Annotated in this window: 17 protein-coding genes; 7 read left to right on the top strand and 10 right to left on the bottom strand. The window is 64.0% G+C overall.

Going from position 1 to position 20127, the window contains the following annotated elements:
• Window positions 1-19: 19 nt before the first annotated feature.
• The 3 genes from SO139_RS29705 to SO139_RS29695 form a co-directional block, all read right to left on the bottom strand.
• Window positions 20-1309, bottom strand: a complete 1290-nt coding sequence (locus SO139_RS29705) for a cytochrome P450 (RefSeq protein WP_449380693.1) — start codon at window positions 1307-1309, stop codon at window positions 20-22.
• Window positions 1306-4326, bottom strand: coding sequence for an ATP-binding protein (locus SO139_RS29700; protein ID WP_498541073.1), 3021 nt, complete (start codon window positions 4324-4326; stop codon window positions 1306-1308). The genes SO139_RS29705 and SO139_RS29700 overlap by 4 nt, the downstream gene beginning before the upstream one ends.
• A gap of 854 nt (window positions 4327-5180) precedes the next feature.
• Window positions 5181-6533 carry an Nramp family divalent metal transporter gene (locus SO139_RS29695; protein ID WP_449380695.1) on the bottom strand — a complete coding sequence of 451 codons (1353 nt, stop codon included), beginning with the start codon at window positions 6531-6533 and terminating at the stop codon, window positions 5181-5183.
• A gap of 169 nt (window positions 6534-6702) precedes the next feature.
• Here SO139_RS29695 and SO139_RS29690 point away from each other — a divergent pair, with 169 nt between their 5' ends.
• Window positions 6703-7950, top strand: a complete 1248-nt coding sequence (locus SO139_RS29690) for an MFS transporter (protein WP_449380696.1) — start codon at window positions 6703-6705, stop codon at window positions 7948-7950.
• A 130-nt stretch (window positions 7951-8080) separates the two neighbouring features.
• Here the strand turns inward: SO139_RS29690 and pdxR are convergent, their stop codons facing one another.
• Entirely contained in the window at window positions 8081-9541 is a 1461-nt protein-coding gene (gene pdxR / locus SO139_RS29685; protein WP_498541067.1) for a MocR-like pyridoxine biosynthesis transcription factor PdxR, read from the bottom strand.
• 155 nt (window positions 9542-9696) lie between these two features.
• Here pdxR and SO139_RS29680 point away from each other — a divergent pair, with 155 nt between their 5' ends.
• Window positions 9697-10260, top strand: a complete 564-nt coding sequence (locus SO139_RS29680; RefSeq protein ID WP_449380698.1) for a pyridoxamine 5'-phosphate oxidase family protein — start codon at window positions 9697-9699, stop codon at window positions 10258-10260.
• On the opposite strand, the gene SO139_RS29675 is transcribed toward SO139_RS29680, so the two are convergent.
• Entirely contained in the window at window positions 10257-11516 is a 1260-nt protein-coding gene (locus tag SO139_RS29675) for an adenylate/guanylate cyclase domain-containing protein (protein ID WP_449380699.1), read from the bottom strand. The genes SO139_RS29680 and SO139_RS29675 overlap by 4 nt on opposite strands.
• On the opposite strand from SO139_RS29675, the gene SO139_RS29670 reads away from it, so the two are divergent.
• The 3 genes from SO139_RS29670 to SO139_RS29660 are packed head-to-tail and all read left to right on the top strand — an operon-like array spanning window position 11515 to window position 13055.
• Window positions 11515-11652, top strand: coding sequence for a hypothetical protein (locus SO139_RS29670; protein WP_449380700.1), 138 nt, complete (start codon window positions 11515-11517; stop codon window positions 11650-11652). The genes SO139_RS29675 and SO139_RS29670 overlap by 2 nt on opposite strands.
• 8 nt (window positions 11653-11660) lie before the next feature.
• Window positions 11661-12821, top strand: coding sequence for an MFS transporter (locus SO139_RS29665; RefSeq protein WP_474800161.1), 1161 nt, complete (start codon window positions 11661-11663; stop codon window positions 12819-12821).
• Window positions 12822-12863: 42 nt separating this feature from the next.
• Entirely contained in the window at window positions 12864-13055 is a 192-nt protein-coding gene (locus tag SO139_RS29660; RefSeq protein WP_449380702.1) for a hypothetical protein, read from the top strand.
• Window positions 13056-13066: 11 nt separating this feature from the next.
• Here SO139_RS29660 and SO139_RS29655 read toward each other — a convergent pair whose 3' ends face one another.
• From SO139_RS29655 to dmeF, 3 genes are all read right to left on the bottom strand, one after another.
• Window positions 13067-13945 carry a DMT family transporter gene (locus SO139_RS29655; RefSeq protein WP_449380711.1) on the bottom strand — a complete coding sequence of 293 codons (879 nt, stop codon included), beginning with the start codon at window positions 13943-13945 and terminating at the stop codon, window positions 13067-13069.
• A 105-nt stretch (window positions 13946-14050) separates the two neighbouring features.
• Window positions 14051-14881 carry an N-acyl homoserine lactonase family protein gene (locus SO139_RS29650; RefSeq protein WP_449380703.1) on the bottom strand — a complete coding sequence of 277 codons (831 nt, stop codon included), beginning with the start codon at window positions 14879-14881 and terminating at the stop codon, window positions 14051-14053.
• 100 nt (window positions 14882-14981) lie between these two features.
• Entirely contained in the window at window positions 14982-15938 is a 957-nt protein-coding gene (gene dmeF / locus SO139_RS29645) for a CDF family Co(II)/Ni(II) efflux transporter DmeF (RefSeq protein ID WP_449380704.1), read from the bottom strand.
• A gap of 214 nt (window positions 15939-16152) precedes the next feature.
• On the opposite strand from dmeF, the gene SO139_RS29640 reads away from it, so the two are divergent.
• Window positions 16153-16971, top strand: a complete 819-nt coding sequence (locus tag SO139_RS29640; RefSeq protein WP_449380705.1) for a chromate resistance protein ChrB domain-containing protein — start codon at window positions 16153-16155, stop codon at window positions 16969-16971.
• Complete coding sequence (chrA, locus tag SO139_RS29635; protein WP_449380712.1) at window positions 16971-18356, top strand: chromate efflux transporter; 1386 nt, start codon at window positions 16971-16973, stop codon at window positions 18354-18356. The genes SO139_RS29640 and chrA overlap by 1 nt, the downstream gene beginning before the upstream one ends.
• A gap of 98 nt (window positions 18357-18454) precedes the next feature.
• On the opposite strand, the gene SO139_RS29630 is transcribed toward chrA, so the two are convergent.
• Window positions 18455-19831: an FAD-dependent oxidoreductase gene (locus SO139_RS29630; RefSeq protein WP_449380706.1), complete on the bottom strand. Its 1377-nt coding sequence runs from the start codon at window positions 19829-19831 to the stop codon at window positions 18455-18457.
• 56 nt (window positions 19832-19887) lie between these two features.
• Window positions 19888-20127: hypothetical protein (locus SO139_RS29625; RefSeq protein ID WP_498541066.1), on the bottom strand; the 240-nt coding region annotated here is incomplete at its 5' end.

Below are 20127 nucleotides of genomic sequence, written 5' to 3'. Positions count from 1 at the left end.
CCCGTCCCCCTCCCGCCTGCTAAATGAAACTCACGCGCATGCGCGACATCAGCGGTCCGTCGTAGGTGATGGCCTTGCCCTCACGCTGCGCCAGTTGCAGCTCGGGCAGGATCAACAGGCCAATCAGCGCACTGGTCAGGATCTCGACCGCGTAAACCATGGCGGGACACTGGCGAGTGCCGTAGCCGAACATCAACCACCGCAGATCCTCGTCCTTGCCCCAGTTGCGCGCGGGACAGAACTTGTTGCTGTCCTTCACAACATTGGAATCGAACAAGCTCGCAATCGACCAGATCGTCATTTTTCCGCCGGCGGAGCACGTTGCATTGTGCCGCGCGCCCGTTTCGAATTCCGTGTCGCGCGGCACATTGCGCGCGAGCAGCGGAAAGATCGGCCGGAAGCGCATGAGCTCGAGCACATGGTTTCGCACCAAGTCGCGGAAGGCCCTATTCTGCCAAACTTCGGGCGGGCCGATTTGCTGGAGCCGCCGCGCCTCCTCTCGCAGAGCCTTGTGAACCTTGGGGCGACCCAGAAGCTCTTGCACGGCAAGGGCCCCCGACTGCACCGTCACCGGATGCGAAATCCAAGCAAGTCCGACTGCGTTTCGCTCAATGTCGGCAGAACCCGGCAAGCCCCACGCATTTTGAATGTCGGTTTTCACGCCCGCGATGCGCGACTTCAGCGCGTCTGCGTTGAGCTCGGCCCTGCGCTGCACCCTCAGCGTCGCCGAACTTCCGGCCAGGAGCTGCCCCGCCACATAGCGGATCTCCAGGAGATATTGCCGTTGCAGTCCCTGGTCGCTGACGTTGCCGTTGGCGCCCGCAGCCACCTTGTCCGTCGCCGCGCCGAACAAGGGATACATGGCAAGAAACACGATCCACATCAGGTAGTCGTCAATGAGATCGAACGATTTGTTCGTCCCGAGCGCCTGGAGGGTTTGAACGTATTGTTGGACTGCCACGTCGGCTGCGGCCGGCAACGTCGGTTTCAGTTGAGCCAGCCGATCATCCAGCAAACGCCTGTCGGCGACATAGGTCGGACCGGGATCCATGCCGATCAGATAGTCGCCGGCCGAGAGGTTGGCAGCATGCGCCGTGTTCGAGAAGCTGTTCGGCCTCTTCAGCACCGCTTTGACGGCGCTCGCCCGCGCCGCCATGCCCAACCAGCCGCCGACGAACGGCCAGCGCCGAAGCACTTTTCCGATCGCGCGCAAGGCGCCCGGATGGCGATTGGCCCAACAAAAGATCCCGTAGGAGATGCTGCGAACTCCCGGCGGCAAGGCATCGGGCTCGGGGGTCGTGTTTTTCATGCTGGGTGCCAATCCTGGTGTCGCGTTGCAAGCGCTGCAGCGGCCCGCTTCTGGTAGAAGGCCATGCCGAGACGACGCGCCGCGTCGGAGGTCTGTGCGAAGCATGCCCTGGCCGCGGCCTCGTCGCCCGCGCGCCGCAGTGTCACGGCCAGCTCGTAAAGAGCTTCCGTCCGGTGCCCGTACTCTTCGCCGGCCTGGTCGACTGCCTTGCGTCCGGTGCTGATCGCATCGTTCAGGTTTCCGAGAGCGCGATAAGCAACACTGAGGCCGACGCGCATGAACGTCCTGCCGTAAGGACCGGCCGCGTCGTAAATCCGGTCTGCGAAGCCTTTTTCAAGCACCGCGACTGCTTCGGAGGCCTTGCCTTTGCGCGCAAGTGCGTTGCCGAGCACCCCCCAGCAACACGCCAGCGTGGTCGGCACGTTGTGCGTGATGCATTGCTGCACGGACTTGCGCATCAAGGCCTCTGCATCGTCGAGTTCCTCCTTCTCGACCCAGATCTGCGCCTGGACCGTGTCGACCAGCAGACGCGAATATGGATGATCGGCCTTGGACAGAATCTCGTAGGCCAGGGTGCAGACCTCGTGGGCCGCTTCGTAATCGCCGAGGCGCCACAGCGTGCTGGCATGGAATGCGTACAGGTTGATGATGGGGATGACAGCCCATCCGGGTTGGACATAGTGCCCAGCCAACTCGGGCCCGTACTCGGCCAGCAGGACACCGCCCTCGGCGCCCGCCTCCGCATACCGACCGAGAGCATGGAAATGCATCAGGCGCGCCTGATGCGCCGCCATCACCATACGACGACGCTGCGCAAGGCGGGCGGCTTCCAGGCCCTGTGTTGCATGCCGCAGGCCTTGCTCGAAGCGTCCGCGCATCCACAGAAACACCGCCGTCTGCGTCGAAACCGATGCGCGTGCAGGCTGGTCATTCAGCTGCGCGGCAATTGCTTCCGCGCGTTCCATGTTGTTGAAGATCTCGTCGATGTGTCCGAGGGCCATCATGGCGCCGATGGCTTCCAGCCGGAGCGCGAGTTCCAAGGCCTGCGCGGTCGGCGCGCGGTCGGCGCGGCGAGCCGCTTCAATGCCCATCTCGAAGAGTTGCAGAGCTTCCTGATTGGCCGAGCGCGAGATGGCACGCGCCATCGACTTCACTGCATATCTTGCCGCATGCTCCCATTCCTCGCCCTTGAAGGCGTGATGGGCCAGGGCCGGCGCCGCATCGGCGTCCTCGGCACCGGGTTGCGACTGCAAGGCCAGGAAAGCGAGCCGATGCAGCGCCTTGAGGCGGGCGCGGGTCAGCGTCCCCAGCACGACGTCTCTGACCAGTGCATGACGGAACACGAAAGCGTGCTGCTCCAGGGAACGCCCCGTGGGATCGGGGCTCGTCAGCAAGCCGGACGAGACGCAAAGACCAAGCAATTCCTCGGTGCGCGCGAGGTCTTCGTCCTGCATCGCGGCGATCAGCTCTCGCGTGATGGGATCGCCGAGAACGCTCGCCGCCTCCAATGCCGACTTTGCGGCATCAGGCAGCCTGTCGACCCGCGCCCCGATTACGGCGGCGATCGACCCCGGGACTCGCAACTCCCCAAGGGGCCGCTGTAAACGGTAGGCGCCCGGCGTCCCCTCGAGTGATCCGTCATCGATCAGCGTGATGACGAGTTGCTCCATGAAGAAGGGATTGCCGTCGGCGCGGCGAACCAGCTCGCTGGTCACTCCCAGCAGGGAGGGATCATCGCCGAGCAAGGCCCGCGCGAGGGCGAGCATCTCCCCGTTCCGGAGGGGCTCGACCAGGTGCTCGGCGAACCACGTCGTCTGTCCCCATTGATGCTCGAAATCCGGACGGTAGCTGACACAGATCATGACCGGCAGACCCTGGAGCCGGGGCAACAAGGCCTCGAACAGCCGCCGGCTGTCGCGATCGGCCAGGAACACATCCTCGAGCACCAGCACGAACGGACCTGCCTGGACCCGCTGGCGAACGAGCCACAGCAGCGCCTCGCCGATACGGCGCCGCCTTTGCGCCGGATTGAGCGCCAGCCATGCTTCGTTCGGCACGGCGAGCCCGAGCAGATCGCTCAAAGCCGGGAGATGGTCGGCGCCTTCTGCCGGCCATTTCGCGAGCAAGACCTGCACAGCGGTCTGCTTGACGTCGCTCGCGATCGTGCGAGGCAGCTCCAACAGACTTGCGATCAGATCGGCCGCGGTGCTGTACGCTCTCGTGCTCGCATAACCTCTCGCCTGCGCGATGCACAGGTTCACACCGTGGCCTGCGAGAGCGCCTGTCCAATCGCCGATCAGGCGGGACTTTCCGACGCCGGCATCGCCGCGCAGCCCAATCGTCCGCATGGCGCCCGTCCTGGCGATCTCGAGCTCGCTCGCCAGCACAGTCAGCAACTCCTGGCGTCCGACCAGCGGCGCCCAGCGCTGCTTTCGCGTCAACGGCGCGGCCGCCGAGCTTTCGGTCTCGACCACGACTTCATGAAGTTCGATCGGGGCAACCAATCCACGCACGGGCTTTATTCCGACCTGCCGTGTGTCGATCTGCTGTGCGACCAGGCGCTGCGTCGCCGCGCTGATCAAGATGCCGCCCGGCCGCGCCAGCTTCTCAAGCCGCGACGCGATGTGGATCGTCTGGCCGTCCGCACCGTAATGCGACCACTGGTACTGTCCGACGATACCGACCAGGACCTCGCCGGAGTTGATGCCGATGCGCAGCGTCGGGCTGGCGACGCCTTGCGCTTCGTGGCCGGGAATGGTTGCCCTCTGCATCTTCAGAGCGGCCATGCAGGCCCGCAAGGCGTGATCTTCCTGCGCCAGAGGCGCGCCGAACAATGCAACGAGGCCGTCTCCCAGCAATTGGCTGACGGTGCCTCCAAAGGTTTCGACTGCATCGGCAAGCAGGTTCAGCGTCCTGCCGAGATAGTTCCGGGATTCCTCGGGGTCTGCGTGCTGCAACAATGAGGTCGAGTCGCAGACGTCGACGAACAGCACGCTGACCTGTTTGTTCTCGGTCAGCAGCTGCGCCCGCGAGGTGGGATGTTGCGAAGCGGATCGCGCCTCGCGCTCCGTTACGCCTGAGGTTGAGGGCCCGGAAGACTTGTCGGCGGCACGGTTTAGACCGGCGCCGCATTGCGAGCAGAATCGGTGCTCTAGTTCGACTCGGGCTGAGCAAGCAGGACACCTGGTCACGGCACTACGCACTCATCAATGGCTTCAACGAATAACCGACGCTCATCCGCATGATCATCGTCTCTGAAGGACGTGAACCTGCGCGCAAAACGAGTGGCGGGAAGGCCTGGCCAACATGGCGAAGGTCTTTCCGCCGGTAACAATCAAGACGTCGATATGCCCTTCGCGCGGCATATCCATGCTAGGCAGGTGCCAATTCCGAAATGCCGGCACCTCATGCAAACGAATAAACTTGTGTCCTGCCCTTCGAGGCCGCGAGGCCAACCTTGATCCCGAATAGGAGCCGCCTGAATCAAACCAATGGATCTAGACCAAAGGCGAATCTAGCCAAAGGTCCTGCGCCGATCGAAGTCGCGCGTTGCCGACGAACATGTCTGATGAAAGCGCGATTGACGCGCTCATCTCAGCGCATCATTCCGCGGCGGATGAAAACCAGCTTGAAAAAACCAACGCCATTATATGCCCTATCAAAAATTGAATTCATTATACGCGCCTAGCCAAAATTGAAAAGGACGAATCCGTAAAAGCCCGGGGGTCCGGGAGTCAGGCCGCGAACAAGGCTCGATTATTCCATCCAATGGCGAACGCGTGGTTTTCCTGCCTTTTGCGCGCGCTTGCGCGCGGGCTCGACGGTCGCCGGGGTTCCGCACCGGCTGATCTCGGGGAAGAATGCCCCGCCCTCACCCCAACAGCGCATCGAACAACAACTTCAGGTTGAGGATCACGATAACGCCGGCGACGATCCAGGCAATCGCGGCAACTCTGCGGGAAATCGCGAACTTGCCCATCTTGCGTCGGTCGGAGACGAAGCGCACCAGCGGAATGACCGCGAACGGAAGCTGCATCGACAACACGACCTGGCTGAACACCAGGAGTTGCCCGGTACCCTGCTCGCCGTAGAGCGCGGTGACGACGATCACGGGAACGATCGCGATGCCGCGCGTGAGCAACCGGCGCGCCCAGCTCGGCAGGCGCAGGTCGAGAAAGCCTTCCATCACGATCTGGCCGGCCAGCGTCGCGGTCACCGTGGAGTTGAGGCCGGAGGCGAGCAACGCCACTGCGAACAAGGTCGAGGCGATGCCAAGTCCAAGCAGCGGCGACAGCAACTCGAAGGCCTGGCTAATCTCGGCGACGTCGGAATGGCCGCTCTTGTGGAAGGTCGCGGCCGCGACCACCAGGATCGCGGCGTTGATGAAGAGCGCCAGCATCAGCGCCACCGTGGAGTCGGTCGTCGCCCATGTTATCGCCTCGCGCCGACCTTCGTCGGTCCGCTCATAGGCGCGGGTCTGCACGATCGAGGAGTGCAGATAGAGATTATGCGGCATCACGGTGGCACCGATGATGCCGATCGCAATGTAGAGCATCTCGGGATTGGTGAAGATCTCCGTCCGCGGCGCAAATCCACGGATCACCTCCGCGACCGGCGGCGCCGCCGCGGCAATCTGGATCGCAAAGCAGACAGCGATCACGACGAGCAGCGACATCACGAAGGCTTCAAGGAAACGAAAGCCGCGGTTCATCAGAAGCAGCAGGAGAAAAGCGTCGAGCGCGGCGATCAGCGCGCCGCCGATCAAGGGGATGCCGAACAGCAGCTTGAGGGCGATCGCCGTGCCGATGACCTCGGCGAGATCGCAGGCGATGATTGCCGCCTCGCAGGCGAGCCACAGCATCCCGTTCACCGCCGGCGAGTAGGTCGCGCGGCAGGCCTGCGCAAGATCGCGGTCGGTGACGATGCCGAGCCTTGCGGCCAGCGACTGGAGCAGGATCGCCATCAGATTCGAAAGCAGGATGACCGAGAGCAGCGTGTAGCCAAACTTCGAACCGCCGGCGAGGTCGGTCGCCCAGTTGCCGGGATCCATGTAACCGACCGAGACGAGATAGCCGGGGCCGACAAAGGCAAGCAGCCGGCGCCACCACGCTGCGGCGGCGGGGATCGCGACCGTGCCGTTCACCTCGGCCAAGCTCTTCGTGGTGGGCACGTCTGTGCGCCAGCCAGCTGCGTCGGGGGTCAGATCGGGTGATCGGGCATCCATGGACAGAAAGAATACCGAACTAGGTGCTTATTGCAACTCATTTGCAACTGCATCTAGCCGCATTGGTTCCCGTGATGAGGCGCACGACCGGGATTGTCGGGAAGCGGGTGGGTTTGGTGGTCCTTCGGGGCGGATACTGGCCTTCAGATCGATTTCCAGGGAATGACCGATGTCAACGACCCCTTGCCTTCCGGACACGTTCAACCGCCTCGCCTGGTCCAATCTTGCGGCGCAATCGGCGGAACAGATCGCGCTGGCCGCCGCCCCCATCGTCGCGGTGCTGACGCTGGGCGTCGCTGAAGGCCAGACCGGCCTGCTCCAGACCGCCCTCACCCTGCCCTTCGTGCTGTTTGCGATTCCGGCCGGCCTGCTCGCCGACCGCATCTCCCGGCGCGCGCTGATGGCCGGCGCCGAGGCGCTGCGGGCTGCGGCGCTTGCGGTCATCGTGATCCTGATTGCGCTTGGCGCGCTCAACCTGCCACTGCTCGCAGCGCTGGGCTTTGCGGCGGTCTGCGGCACGGTCGTCTACAGCGTGGCAGCGCCGGCGCTGGTGCCTTCGCTGGTTGGACCGGAGCTGCTGCCTGCCGCGAATGCGCGAATTGAGCTTGCGCGCACGATCGCGTTTGCGAGCGGTCCCGCACTCGGCGGCGCACTGGTCGGCTGGCTTGGCGCCAGCCCGGCCTTCGGCTTTGCGGCCGCGCTTTCGGCGATCGCGGTGGTGCTGCTCGCCGGCCTCTACGAGCCCGCGCGCGCAGCCGCGCCGCGACGGCACCCGCTGCAGGAGATCCGCGAGGGCGCTGCCTTCGTCTTCCATCACCCGCTGTTGCGGCCGGTGTTCGTCACCCAGTTCATCTTCAACACAGGCTGGTTCCTTCAGCTTGCGGTGTTCGTGCCCTATGCGGTGCGCCATCTCAGCCTCTCGGCGACCGGCGTCGGCGTGGTGCTTGCGATGTATGGCGTCGGCATGGTGATCGGCGCATTGGTCGCGACGCGGGTGATGCGGCGCCTCGCCTTCGGCATGGTGGTCGGACTTGGACCGGTGACCGGGTTCGTTGCTGCCCTCGTGATGGCGCTGACGGTGCTGGTGCCTGCGGCATGGCTCGCATGCTTGAGCTTCTTCCTGCTCGGCGTCGGCCCGATCCTCTGGGTGATCTCGACCACCACGCTGCGCCAATCGGTGACGCCGCCGCGCCTGCTCGGCCGCGTCTCCGCCATCAACATCATGAGCTACGGCGCACGCCCGCTCGGCTCGGCGCTGGGCGCGATCGTCGGCGGGTTTTATAGCGCGGAGGCATGCCTCTATCTCGCAGCCGCGATCTTCGCCGTGCAGGCGCTGGTGATCTGGCTCTCGCCGGCAGTCGCGCTGGACCGGCAGCCGGAGATGGTCGGCGACGAGGCGGCGGCGCGCGCTTGCTGATCGGGCCCGGGCGGACGACGGTCACTCGCCTCGAGCATGATCCGGAAAAGTGCGGAGCGGTTTTCCGAAAAGATCATGCTCAAACGACAACCTAAAGCGCGATGACGTTTCATCCCAATCTCATCGCGCTTTAGCGATCGAAGGCCCGGGCCAAACGCGCAATCGCCGGCGCAATGATCTGGCGCGGAAAACCGCTGAAGCCCAGCATCAGCGCCGATTGCGCCGGTGCCTCAAGATACAGAGGGCTCATCGCGCGAACGACGACGCCGTGCTCGCGCGACCGCCGTTCGATAGTTACGTCCGAGAGTCCCGATCGCGTGTAGGCGACCAGGTGCATCCCCTGGTCCGGCGGTTCGACGCTCAGGTGATCGCTCAGCCGGCGCCTGAGGGCCGCGACGAGTGTATCTCGTTGAAGGCGGTACACCTCCCGCATTCTGCGGATGTGAGCCGCAAAATGCCCCTCCTCCATGAAGGCGGCGACGACCGCCTGGCACAGGCTGGGCGGCTGGCGGTCCATCAGATAGCGCGCGGCGACGAAGTTCCGCACGAGTGAATCCGGCACGACCGCGTAGCCGAGCCGAAGTCCCGGGAAGAGCGCCTTGTTGAGAGTTCCGACGTAAATCACGCGCCCGGCTTCATCGAGGCCCTGGAGCGAAGCGAGTGGCCGGCCGCCATATCTGAATTCGCTGGCGTAGTCGTCCTCGATGATCCAGGCGCCCGACTCTCGGGCCCAGCCAAGCAGTTCGAGGCGGCGCGCCATCGACAGGGGCACGCCCTTTGGAAACTGATGCGAGGCAGTTATGAACACAGCGCGCGCTTTGGGCGCGCGACGGATGCCTTCGGCGACGTTAATGCCGTGCTGGTCCACCGGGATGGGGAAAACCTTCGCGCCTGCTGCGATGAGCGCAAGACGGGTCAAGGTGTAGCCGGGATCTTCAGTCCAGGCCTCCTTGTCCGGCCCCGGCATGATGCGGGCCACGATGTCGACGGCCTGTTGCGTGCCAGCAGTGAGCACGATCTGGTCGGGCTCGCAGCGCACGCCGCGTGCGGCCCGAAGATAGTCGCAAAGCGATTTGCGCAGCTCTGGCAAGCCGCGGGGATCGCCATAGCCGAGGTGATGCCGTCCAAAAGACCGCAGCGTGCGCGCGGTAAGCTTGCGCCACAATTCGGCGCTACGCGCGTCCAGCAGGGTCCTCCCCAGGTTGAAGGGACGTTCATCGTCTCGCGCCGTCACGTCGACGAAATCGCCGAGTTCAGCGAAGGTGGTGACAGCCGATGCAGGCCGCACCTTTCGGTCCTGAAAGGCCGCGAACGGCTCGGGAAGATCGAAGGCCACGTAGGTCCCAGCACCTCTCCTGCCGACGGCATAGCCCTCGGCAAGAAGCTGCTCGAAAGCCGAGACGACTGCGGAGCGCGAAACTCCGAGCTGCGTTGCGAGTTCGCGTGTCGAGGGCAGCTTGGTCGCGGGACGGAGCGCTCCCGACAAGATCGCCGAGCGCAGCCGCAGATAAATCTGGCGGAACACGGGCGCATCTGCCGCGCGATCCACCTCGAACGCATAAAGCTCTGCCCAGCTTTGCCGACTCTTCACGTGTTCTCCCCAACAACTGAGCTGCGCGTCAGGACAAGTGGTATGCCTCAACGAAACGAAGTGGACCTTTCTATAAGACCACTGAAATCTTATCCAATTTTCGGATAACGACGAAATTGCCGCTCAGCGAACAACGGTACGGAGCGTCCCCAACCATGAGCTCACCGCAGATCCGTCGCGCAGACCGGGCCATGTCGCACGAGCGGATGCTGGAGATGCTGGCACAAGGCTATAGTGGCCGTCTCGCGACGGTTAGCGAGGACGGTTTCCCCTATTGCATCCCGCTCCTCTATCTCTGGATCGACGGAGAGGTGTATCTCCACACGACAGGTGCCAGAGGACATCTGCGCGCGAACATCGAGCGGGACCGGCGCGTCTGCTTCGAGATCGACGAGCACGATGGTGTCTTCGATTATGGCCGGTTTGAATGCGATTCCGGTCTCGCCTATCGAAGCATATGCCTGTTCGGCCGTGTCAGGATCGTGGACGACAGGGCCGTCAAGCAGCGGTTCTGCGAGGCCTTGATGGTCAAATACGGCAAGCCGGAAACAACGCGACCCAAGGGATTCTTTCCGCGGCTCGATCTCATTACCGTCTATGCGATCGCCATTGAGCGCATGACCGGCAAGGAGACTTCAATGCCGCCGCTTTCCGAACAATGGCCCGCCAGGGACCGGACGAAAACACCCAAAGCCTCAATCCCGCCGGACGGCCCCTAACCCGCCAGATACCGCTCGTAGCTTCCCGTCACCGGCTCGTTCGTGTCGATGTCCGGATCGAGCGTGTAGAGATCCTGCGCGCGGCCGATGCCACGCAGTGCGTAGCGGCCGGTCGAGACGAGATAGCGGCGGCCCGCCGCATCGAGCCCCGCGTAAAACTCCGCCGATGCGAGCAGCTCGCGATCGACCGAGCGGCTCATCGAGGCAATGCGGCTGACCTCGTTGACCGTGGGCCCGACCACCGTGAAATCGAGCCGGTCCTCGCTGCCGATATTGCCGTAGAAGACCTCGCCGACATGCAAGCCGATATAGGCCGACGTGATCGGTCGGCCGTCGGCGGCGCGCCTCGCATTCAGCGCCACGATGTTCTTGCGGAAAAGATGCTCGGCCCGCAGAGCCGCGCGACGCGCCGCCGCCATGTCCTCGCCGGTGAACATCGCGAGCACGCCGTCGCCGATCAGCTTCAGGACGTCGCCGCCGGCGTCGTGGATCGCGTCGATCACAGCCTGCGCATAGTCGTTGAGGAACGGGATGATCTCGTCCGGTCCGATACTCTCGCTGATCCCGGTCGAGCCGCGCAGGTCCGAATACCAGAGCACGGCGCTGATGCGCTCGGTGACGCCGCGTGAGATGCGCCCGCGCAGCACCTGCTCGGAGGCATCGCGGCCGAGGTAGACACGCCCGAGCGTGCGCACGATATCGACCTGCTGGGCGGACTTGACCGTGAGCCCCAGCACCGGCACGAGATCGCGCAGCGCCGCGAGCTCGCTCTCGGCAAAGCCCTCGGGCCGCCGCGTCGTCCAGTAGGAATAGAGGCAGTCCATCTGGCCGAGCGCACCGGTCTCGCCGAAGCGATGCACGAAGGCGAGGATATGCCGATGGCCTTTTTCCGCGAGTTCGCCGATCTGCGAGAAGTCGAGCGATGCGGCGTCCGCGAGATCGAGCTGCATCTCGTCCTCGCCGTGCTCGAGCAGATGATAGAATACCGAGCGGCGCCAGTTCTTGGCTGGATCGCCCTCAGCCGTCGATCCATACTCGAAGACGTCGCTCTCGTTGGTCGGCCCATCGCTCCAGCGGAAGGCGCGCCCCTCATAGATCGGGTGCAGCGTGTCGATGACGACGAGCCCCCGCGACAGCGCGATCCCTTCCGCGCGGCAGCGCTCGCAGAAGCCGCGCAGCATCTCGATCTCGGGCAGTCCGGTGAGCCCCTGGCTGGTCAGCCAGTTGATCAGCGCAAGGCGGGGGATCAATTCCATGGGCCATTATAGCCGCACCTTCGTGACGGACGAAAGGCGGACCTCGCCTCGCACGGCGTCCCGCATGCCGCAGATCGAATATGCCGTGGCCGATGTTGACGTCACCCGCGCCAGGGATGCAAAAGTCAGGCAATGATTTCGCGCATGAGCCAGCGACAACTTCCGATCATTCTGGCGCTCGGCACCACACAGACGCTGGCCTGGGCTTCGAGCTATTACCTGCCGGCCATCCTCGCCGATCCGATCGGACGCGATCTCGGCGTCTCCTCCAACTGGATCTTTGGCGCCTTCTCAGCCTCGCTGGTGATTTCGGCCATGCTCGGCCCGCGCATCGGGCGGCAGATCGATCTCGTCGGCGGACGACAGGTCCTGTCGGCCTCGAACCTGACGATTGCCGGCGGCCTCGTGCTGCTCGGCTTCTCCACCTCCGTCCCGGTGATGGCGATCGCCTGGCTCGTGCTCGGCATCGGCATGGCGCTCGGGCTCTACGATGCGGCCTTCGCCGCGCTCGGACGCATCTACGGCACCGAGGCGCGCGGCTCGATCACCGGCATCACGCTGATGGCGGGATTTGCCTCGACCGTCGGCTGGCCGCTGACGGCCCTCGGGCTTTCGCATATCGGATGGCGCGACACCTGCTTTGCCTGGGCAGCCGCCCACATCCTGATCGGCCTGCCGCTCAACCTCTTGATGCTGCCGAAGGTCAAGGGCGCCAAGGAAGCGGCGACGACGGCCGTCAAGCCGCATATCCCGCTCAACCGCACCATGATCCTTTTGGCCTTCGTCTTTGCCGCGGCCTGGACTGTGACCGGTGCGATGGCGGTGCATTTCCCGCGCATCCTCGAAGCCACTGGCGCGACGCCGGTCGAGGCGATTGCAGCGGGCGCGCTGATCGGGCCGGCGCAGGTCGGCGCGCGGGTTCTCGAGGCGAGCTTTCTGAGCCGCTTTCATCCACTGTGGTCGACGCGGCTTGCCTGCATCACCCACCCGATCGGGGCCGCCGTGATCGCCATCTTCGGCGCTGCCGGTGCAAGCGCCTTTGCCATTCTCCACGGCTCGGGTAACGGCGTTCTCACCATCGCACGCGGAACGCTGCCGCTGTCGATCTACGGACCGAAGAACTACGGCTACCGCCTCGGCATCATCGGTGCGCCGGCACGGATGGCGCAGGCCGTCGCTCCCCTCGCCTTCGGCCTGTTGATCGACGTCATGGGCAGCAAGGTTCTGATCGTGTCGTCGGCGCTGAGCCTCGCAGCGCTAGCGGCGCTGTTCCTGATCCATCCGGAGCGTCGCGGGCCTTCTTGAGGCCCCTTCCCTTCGCGGCTGCTTTCGCGCAAAAAGCAAGGCATGACCAACGACAGCGAGCTATCAGGCACATTCAAGCGTCTCACGCGATGGGCGACCACGCCGCCGCAGGCCTATGGCGTCTATCTCGCCGCCGTGGTGCTGGTGTTCCTGCTGTCGTTCTACGCGGGCAGCCTGAAGCCGAAGAAGGCGCCAGAGGGCGGACCGCCACCCGTGACGCTGCCCAAGAGCTGATCAAGAGCTGATCAGGCAGGCTTCGCCTCACTGGTCGCGATCCAGATGCCGGCGAACACCGCCACGAGGCCAATCAGAAGATTGGGTGTGATCGGCTCGCCCATCAGGAGCGCCGCGAGCGCGGCCGCGGCGATCGGGTTGACCGTCATCGTGTTGGCGACACGGGTCGGCGTGGCGAGCGCGAGCGCCCTCACCCAGAGGATGAAAGCGAGTGCTCCACCGCCGATGCCGAGATAGACGCCGGCGATCCATTGCGCAGTCGTGAAGTGGTCGAGCGCCGCAAAGCTGCCGCGCGCCAGGCCGACCAGTACAAGCGCGATGGCCCCTGCCCCCATCCCGACGGTCAGGAAGCCGAGCGTGCTCGAGCGCTGCATCAGCGGGCGGGACCACACGTTGTAGAAGGCCATGCAGAAGACTGCCGCAGTCATGATCAGTTCGCCGCGCCAGGCTCCGGGCGGGCTTTGCGCCAGGCCCGTCGCGAGCGCGGCCAGGACGCCGAGCACGGCAACGCCGACGCCAACCGCCTTGCGCACCGTCAGACGCTCGACGCCAAGCAGCGCGCCGACCACCATGGTGTGAAGCGGCAGCGTCGCGAGCGCGAGGCTGGCCCGCGCCGCTGTCGTGTAGGAGATCGCGATATTGTAGAGGATGAAGAACAGGCCGAAGAAGCTGAGGCCGAGCAGTAGCACCGCCGGCAGGTCACGCCGCGACGGCCACCGCGCGCCGAGCCACAGCGCAACCGGCAGCAGGCAGGCGAACCCAATTCCCCAGCGCAGGATGGCCAGCAGGATCGGATCGGCACCACCGACAAGATAGCGCGTGATCGCCGCCGCGGTGCCGCCGATGCTGCTGGACAAAAGCGCGATCGCAACGCCCGGCCATTCGCCCAAGCCTGCTCCCAAAGGCTGCCTCCTTCGCGAAGCCAGTTGGGCATCCTCCTAGCACCACCCTGCTGACAGCATCGTGGCAGCAGCCCTTCCGCTGCCCGGGCGACGTCAGTCGTAAAACTCCGGCGCCATCTTCAGGCTGTCGCGCTGCGCCTTGTCGTGGTTGATCCAGAGCTGCGCCTTCTCCTTGGCAAGCACGTCGGCGATCTTCTGCATCGAGGCGACCGTCTGGTCCTTGCTGGCGTTCATGCTGGGCACCACGCGGTTGTCCCAGTTGCTTTTGAAGTGCACGGCATCGCCCGACAGCACCACCGCGCCGGTCTTCGGCAGTTTCACCAGCAGCGACTGGTGTCCCGGCGTGTGGCCGGGCGTTGCGAGAATGGTCAGGCTGCCGTCGCCGAACACGTCCTTGTCGCCGTCGAGCAGCACGACGGGATGCGACGGCTTGAAGCGCGGCTCATTGTTGGGACCGGGCCACTCATATTCAGCCTTCTGAACATGCAGGACTGCCTGCGGAAACATCTCGACATTGCCGGTGTGGTCGGGATGCGTGTGCGACACCGCCATCCATTTGATATCGCTCGGCTTGAGGCCAAGCTGTTCGAGTTGCGCGACCAGCGTCTTCGGCCGGTGCCAGACCGTCGCCTTCGGGTCGGAGGGAACGAGGCCATTCGGCATCGATGCAACCGCATCGGGGACACCGGTATCCCACAGGAACCAGCCCCGGCTGTGCTTGATCAGGTAGCAGCTATCGACGAAGTCCATCGGCTTGCCCTCGTTCATGCCCGGCGTCCAGCGCGACACGTCGCTGGTGGCACCCTCCCCGCAATTGAGGATGTAGAGTTTTTCGACACCCGGCTTTTCCGATTGGGCCGAGGCGGTTTGGGTAAGCAAGGCGAACGCGATTGCGGCGAGCGCGAAACTGATCCGGGGCATCATTCTGGTTCCTTATTTTTCGGAAGCGGCGCGCCGGCGACACATCCGTGACCGCTGACGAAACCCCGGCGACGCCAGGGAATTCCCCCCGGGCCCAAACACGTCAATGTGGGCAGGTTTCCACCTCGACGGTGACATGGCTGAGCCCCTTCAGCCCCGCGAGCCGCTTCTTGTAGACGGCCGGCTGCTTGGGCTTGTCGGAGACGAGCGAGACCAGCACGGCGCGGTGGCCGGGACCGACCTGCCAGAGATGCAGATCGGTGACGCGGTCCTCGCCCACCTCCATGCGGGCGCGTATGACCTTTTCCAGCTTCTCGTCGGCCCGGACGTCGAGCAGCACCGCACCCGAGGCCTTGATCAGGCCGAACGCCCAGCTCGCGATCACCACGCTGCCGATCAGGCCGACGGCCGGATCGGCCCAGACCCATCCAGAATACATGGCGACGACGAGCGCGCCGATCGCCAGCACCGAGGTCGCCGCATCCGCCATCACATGGACGTAGGCCGCGCGGAGATTATGGTCGCGATGATGGTGGTGATGATCATGATCGTGGTCGTCGTCATGTGCATGGCCATGATCGTGGCCGTGATGGTGATGATCATGGCTGTCGCGGAGCAGCAAGGCGCTGACGAGATTGACGCAGAGGCCGAGCACGGCCACCGCGATCGCCTCGCCATAGACGATCGGCACCGGCGAGACCAGCCGCAGCACGCTCTCATAGGCGATCTGGACCGCGATCAGCCCCAGGATGATGGCGCTGGAAAAAGCGGCGAGATCGCCGAATTTGCCGGTGCCGAACGTGAAATGCGCATTGCCGAGGTGCTGGCGCGCGAAGCGATAGGCGAACGCCGCGATCCCGAGCGCCGCCGCATGCGTTCCCATGTGCCAACCGTCGGCGAGCAACGCCATCGAGCCGAACAGCGAGCCGGCGACGATCTCGCCGACCATCATGATGAGCGTCAGCGCCACCACGAACCAGGTGCGCCGCTCGTTCTCGTCATGCTTGTCGCCGAGGAACGCGTGCTCATGCGTCCATTGCTCGATGGAATGTGAGTGCATCGGACATATCTCCGGGAAAGAATCCGTTGCCGGGAATATAGGCCCCGGCAGCAGAACTTTCTAAGGCTCATTGTAAGGCTCATTACCCGCCAAACCCGCGATTGACAGTCATTCGCGGTTTCGGTGTAATGCGGCTCATGGGGATTTGAGCGATCTCCCCACGAGGCGACATGCCCAAGTATCGCGTCCCGTTCACTCTTTACGAGGACGCATCATGTCTACATTCACGACGATATCTTCTGACAAGCTGGCACGGCTGATCGGCACGGCCAATTCCCCTGCTTTGATCGACGTTCGTACGGAGGAGGATTTTGCCGCCGACCGGCGGCTGATCCCCGGCTCCATCAAGCTCAGCCACGACAAGGTTCCGGAATGGGGCGGCGAATTCGCCGGCCGCTCGGTCATCGTCTCCTGCCTGCGCGGCGAGAAGCTCGCGCAGGGCACGGCGGCCTGGCTGCGGCAGCTCGGCGTGCAGGCCGAAACGCTCGAAGGCGGTTTCGAGGGCTGGAAAGCGGCTAAGCTGCCGCTCGTCGACACCACCAAGCTGCCGAAGCGGGATGCCAGAGGCCGCACCGTCTGGGTGACGCGGGCGCGGCCGAAGGTCGATCGTATCGCCTGCCCCTGGCTGATCCGCCGCTTCGTCGATCCCAATGCGGTGTTCCTGTACGTGGCGCCATCCGAGGTCGTCGGTGTCGGCGAGCGCTTCAATGCCGCGCCCTTCGACATCGAGAATGTGTTCTGGAGCCACCGCGGACAGCTCTGCACCTTCGACGTCATGGTCGAGGAGTTCGGCCTGTCGACTCCGCCCTTGCAGCGGCTCGCGACCCTGGTGCGTGGGGCCGACACCGCGCGGCCCGATCTTGCTCCGGAGGCGCCGGGCCTGCTCGCAGCCTCGCTCGGCCTGTCGCGGATGTATGACGACGACCTCGAGCAGCTCGAGGCCGGCATGCTGCTCTACGATGCCTTCTACCGCTGGTGCCGCGACGCCACCAACGAGACCCACAACTGGCCGACCAACAAAGTGAAGGCATGATGGATACGCGTAATGTCCAAGCAGAAGCTGATGCCGGTCACGGCATCAGCTTCAACGAAGCCTTTCGCGTCTGGCTCCGCGTCGCCTGCCTGAGCTTCGGTGGGCCCGCGGGTCAGATCGCTGTCATGCACCGCATCCTGGTCGAGGAGAAGAACTGGATCTCCGAGGGACGTTTCCTGCATGCGTTGAACTATTGCATGCTGCTGCCGGGACCGGAGGCGCAGCAGCTTGCGACCTACATCGGCTGGCTGATGCACCGGACGGCCGGTGGGTTGATGGCCGGCGGGCTCTTCATCCTGCCCGGCATCATCGCCATCATGGGCCTGAGCTACGTCTATGCCGCATTCGGCAATGTCAGCTTCGTCGAGGCGCTGTTCTTCGGCCTGAAGGCCGCCGTGCTCGCCATCGTCGTCGAGGCCGTGGTGCGCGTCGGCAAGCGCGCGCTGAAGAACCGTGTCATGATCGCGCTTGCGGCCGGTGCCTTCGTCGCGATCTTTTTCTTCGCCGTCCCCTTCCCGTTCATCATCATCGCCGCCGGCGTGATCGGCTACGTCGGCGCCAAAAGCGGCCGCCCGGAATTCGCGCCCGCAGCGCACGGCCATGGCAGCAATGCCGCCGTGATCGACAGTATGCTCGGCGAAGCGGTGCCCGATCATGTCCGCCCTGACACGGCGCGCGCGATCCGCGTCGGCGCGGTGTGGCTGGCGCTCTGGCTCGTCCCGGTGATCGCTCTGCTCGCAGCCTTCGGAGAGGCCAATGTGTTCAGCCAGATCGCGCTGTTCTTCTCCAAGATGGCGCTGGTCACCTTCGGCGGCGCCTATGCGGTGCTCGCCTATGTCGCCCAGCAGGCAGTGGAGCATTACCACTGGCTCAGCGCGCGCGAGATGCTTGATGGTCTCGGCATGGCCGAGACGACGCCAGGTCCCCTGATCATGGTGCTGCAATTCGTGGGCTTCATGGCCGCATTTCGTGATCCGGGCGGGGTGTCGCCGATGCTCGCCGGCACGCTCGGGGGGCTGCTCGCGACCTGGGTGACCTTCACGCCCTGCTTCCTCTGGATCTTCTTAGGGGCTCCCTATGTCGAGCTCCTGCGCGGCAACAAGGGCCTCGCCGGCGCGCTCAGCGCGATCACCGCGGCCGTCGTCGGCGTGATCCTCAACCTCTCGATCTGGTTCGCGCTGCATACGTTGTTCCGCGAGACCGTCCCGGTGCACGCGTTTCCGCTGTCCTTCGACATGCCGGTGCTGGCAAGCGTCGACATCCCCGCGCTCGTGCTCTCGATCGCGGCCGCGACCGCGATCTTCCGCTTCAAGCTCGGCATGCTGACGGTGCTGGCGGGATCGTGCGCGGCGGGCGTGGCGCTGCGGCTGTTGGGCGTGATCTAAGGAGCTAGAAGAAATTCGGCGCCCAAATGGCACGCCCCATCGCGATCTCACCTGCTGGCGCACGACTGGATAAGGTGTCTAATTGAGGCCAATCGGGGCTAAGCGGCTTGGTGGCCCCGACCGACGTCGCGTTGCTGTATGTCCCGGCTTCCATTCCACACTTTCAGTGCATTCGCTGGGCTTAACAATGCGGTTGGCTGTTGCGCAAGGTTGGCCACCTCCAAGAACTTGGTCGCCAGTGTCGCGTCGCGATGCGCCGCTTGATAAAACTTCGCTATGTACCAGTTGACGAAGCGCACCTGCGCCGTCCGCTTGCCCTCAACGTGGGGGTTCTGCAAATCACTGCCCACGACAATTTGCCAAGGAGCTTCAATAAACCGACCGGCCATCTGGAAGAATCGATGCGCAAGTCCTTGTGTCCCTTTTGCCAAGCACTCACGCAAGGCCAGCGATTCCAGGCAGGCGACCGTCATTCCCTGACCATAGGCTGGATCGAAGCTGCACAAGGCGTCGCCATACACCAGATAGCCTTCTGGAAAGCGAGCCAATTTCTCGTAGTGGCGTCGCAAGTTCGAAACAAACTTGTATTGCGCAAGCGGGGTGAGCGGTTCTGCATTCTGGATCACGTTAAATAATTCCGGCTTTTGCAAGCTACGTGCAAACTCAAGGAAACCGGCATCACCCGCTGGCACCTGATCGCCCATGTAACCGCCTAATGTCACGGTCCAACGCTCGCCTTCCTGTGGCAAAAGGGCACCGAAGCGAAAATCAGGCAAACACGCTCCCATAAGAACGAACTTCCTGCCGTGCAAATAATTCTCCATATGTTCGGGTTTGAGACGATAGAAGCGAGTGACATAGCCAAGATTCACAGTGACCTGCTCCTCTGGCGGTTTTTCGAAACCAAACGCACTCAGCCATGTGGGGCTTGATGAGCCGCGACCGCTGGTATCAATCACGAGATCGGCTTCTATCGTTTCCCTGTCATCCGAACCATCTTTCGATCGGACGCGGACACCAGTCACACGGCCTGACTGGCGATCAAACACCGGCTCCACAACGTCACGTCGCTCCCGCAGCCGGATATTCGGTAGTTGAACGAGCCGCCGTCGCACGAATCTTTCCAACGTCGGTCGGCTTACCCCGAGCGCGACCATCTTGCTGGGGGCGTGGTGAAGATAGTCGCCGTAGTTGAACCAAAGGCCATCGTTGACCATGTCTGCAGGTACCGCTCCCTGGGCAATTAGCCCCTCAGTGAAGCCGGGAAACGACTGCTCAAGCACCTCGCGCCCGCGGGCAAGCAATCCGTGCGTATGCCGCCCTTGCGGTACGCCCTTGCGAGGATCAGGGGAATCCGGAAGCGCATCACGCTCAAGTATGGTCACTTCGTCGAAATGATCGGCCAAAGCGCGAGCGGCCAAAAGACCACCCATTCCCGCGCCCACCACGATCGCGTGCTTGCCAACGTGCGCCATCGACTCCTCCCAGCATTTGCTTAACCGCAGGACGAAGCAGGACAGTCGTTGAACATTCACCCCGGTAGTATCGATTGCGCCCGGTCCGATATCATCGCGCCTTTCAGCACCACCCGCAAGGCTGCACGCGAACGTCTTTCGGTTCTTGGGGATCCGATCGGGAGACGACGCGACTTCATGTCGAACGGTAACATAATAAACTGCGCATGAGTCAGCAGCTGTGCTGGTTTTTGGACGCCGGCAAGAAGGAGGCTCCGCAGGGTCAACTGACCGGCGTCCAAAAAGCGCCAAGGCAC

The organism is Bradyrhizobium sp. UFLA05-89 (assembly GCF_059803475.1).
This window is presented reverse-complemented; position numbering and strand designations above follow the sequence as displayed.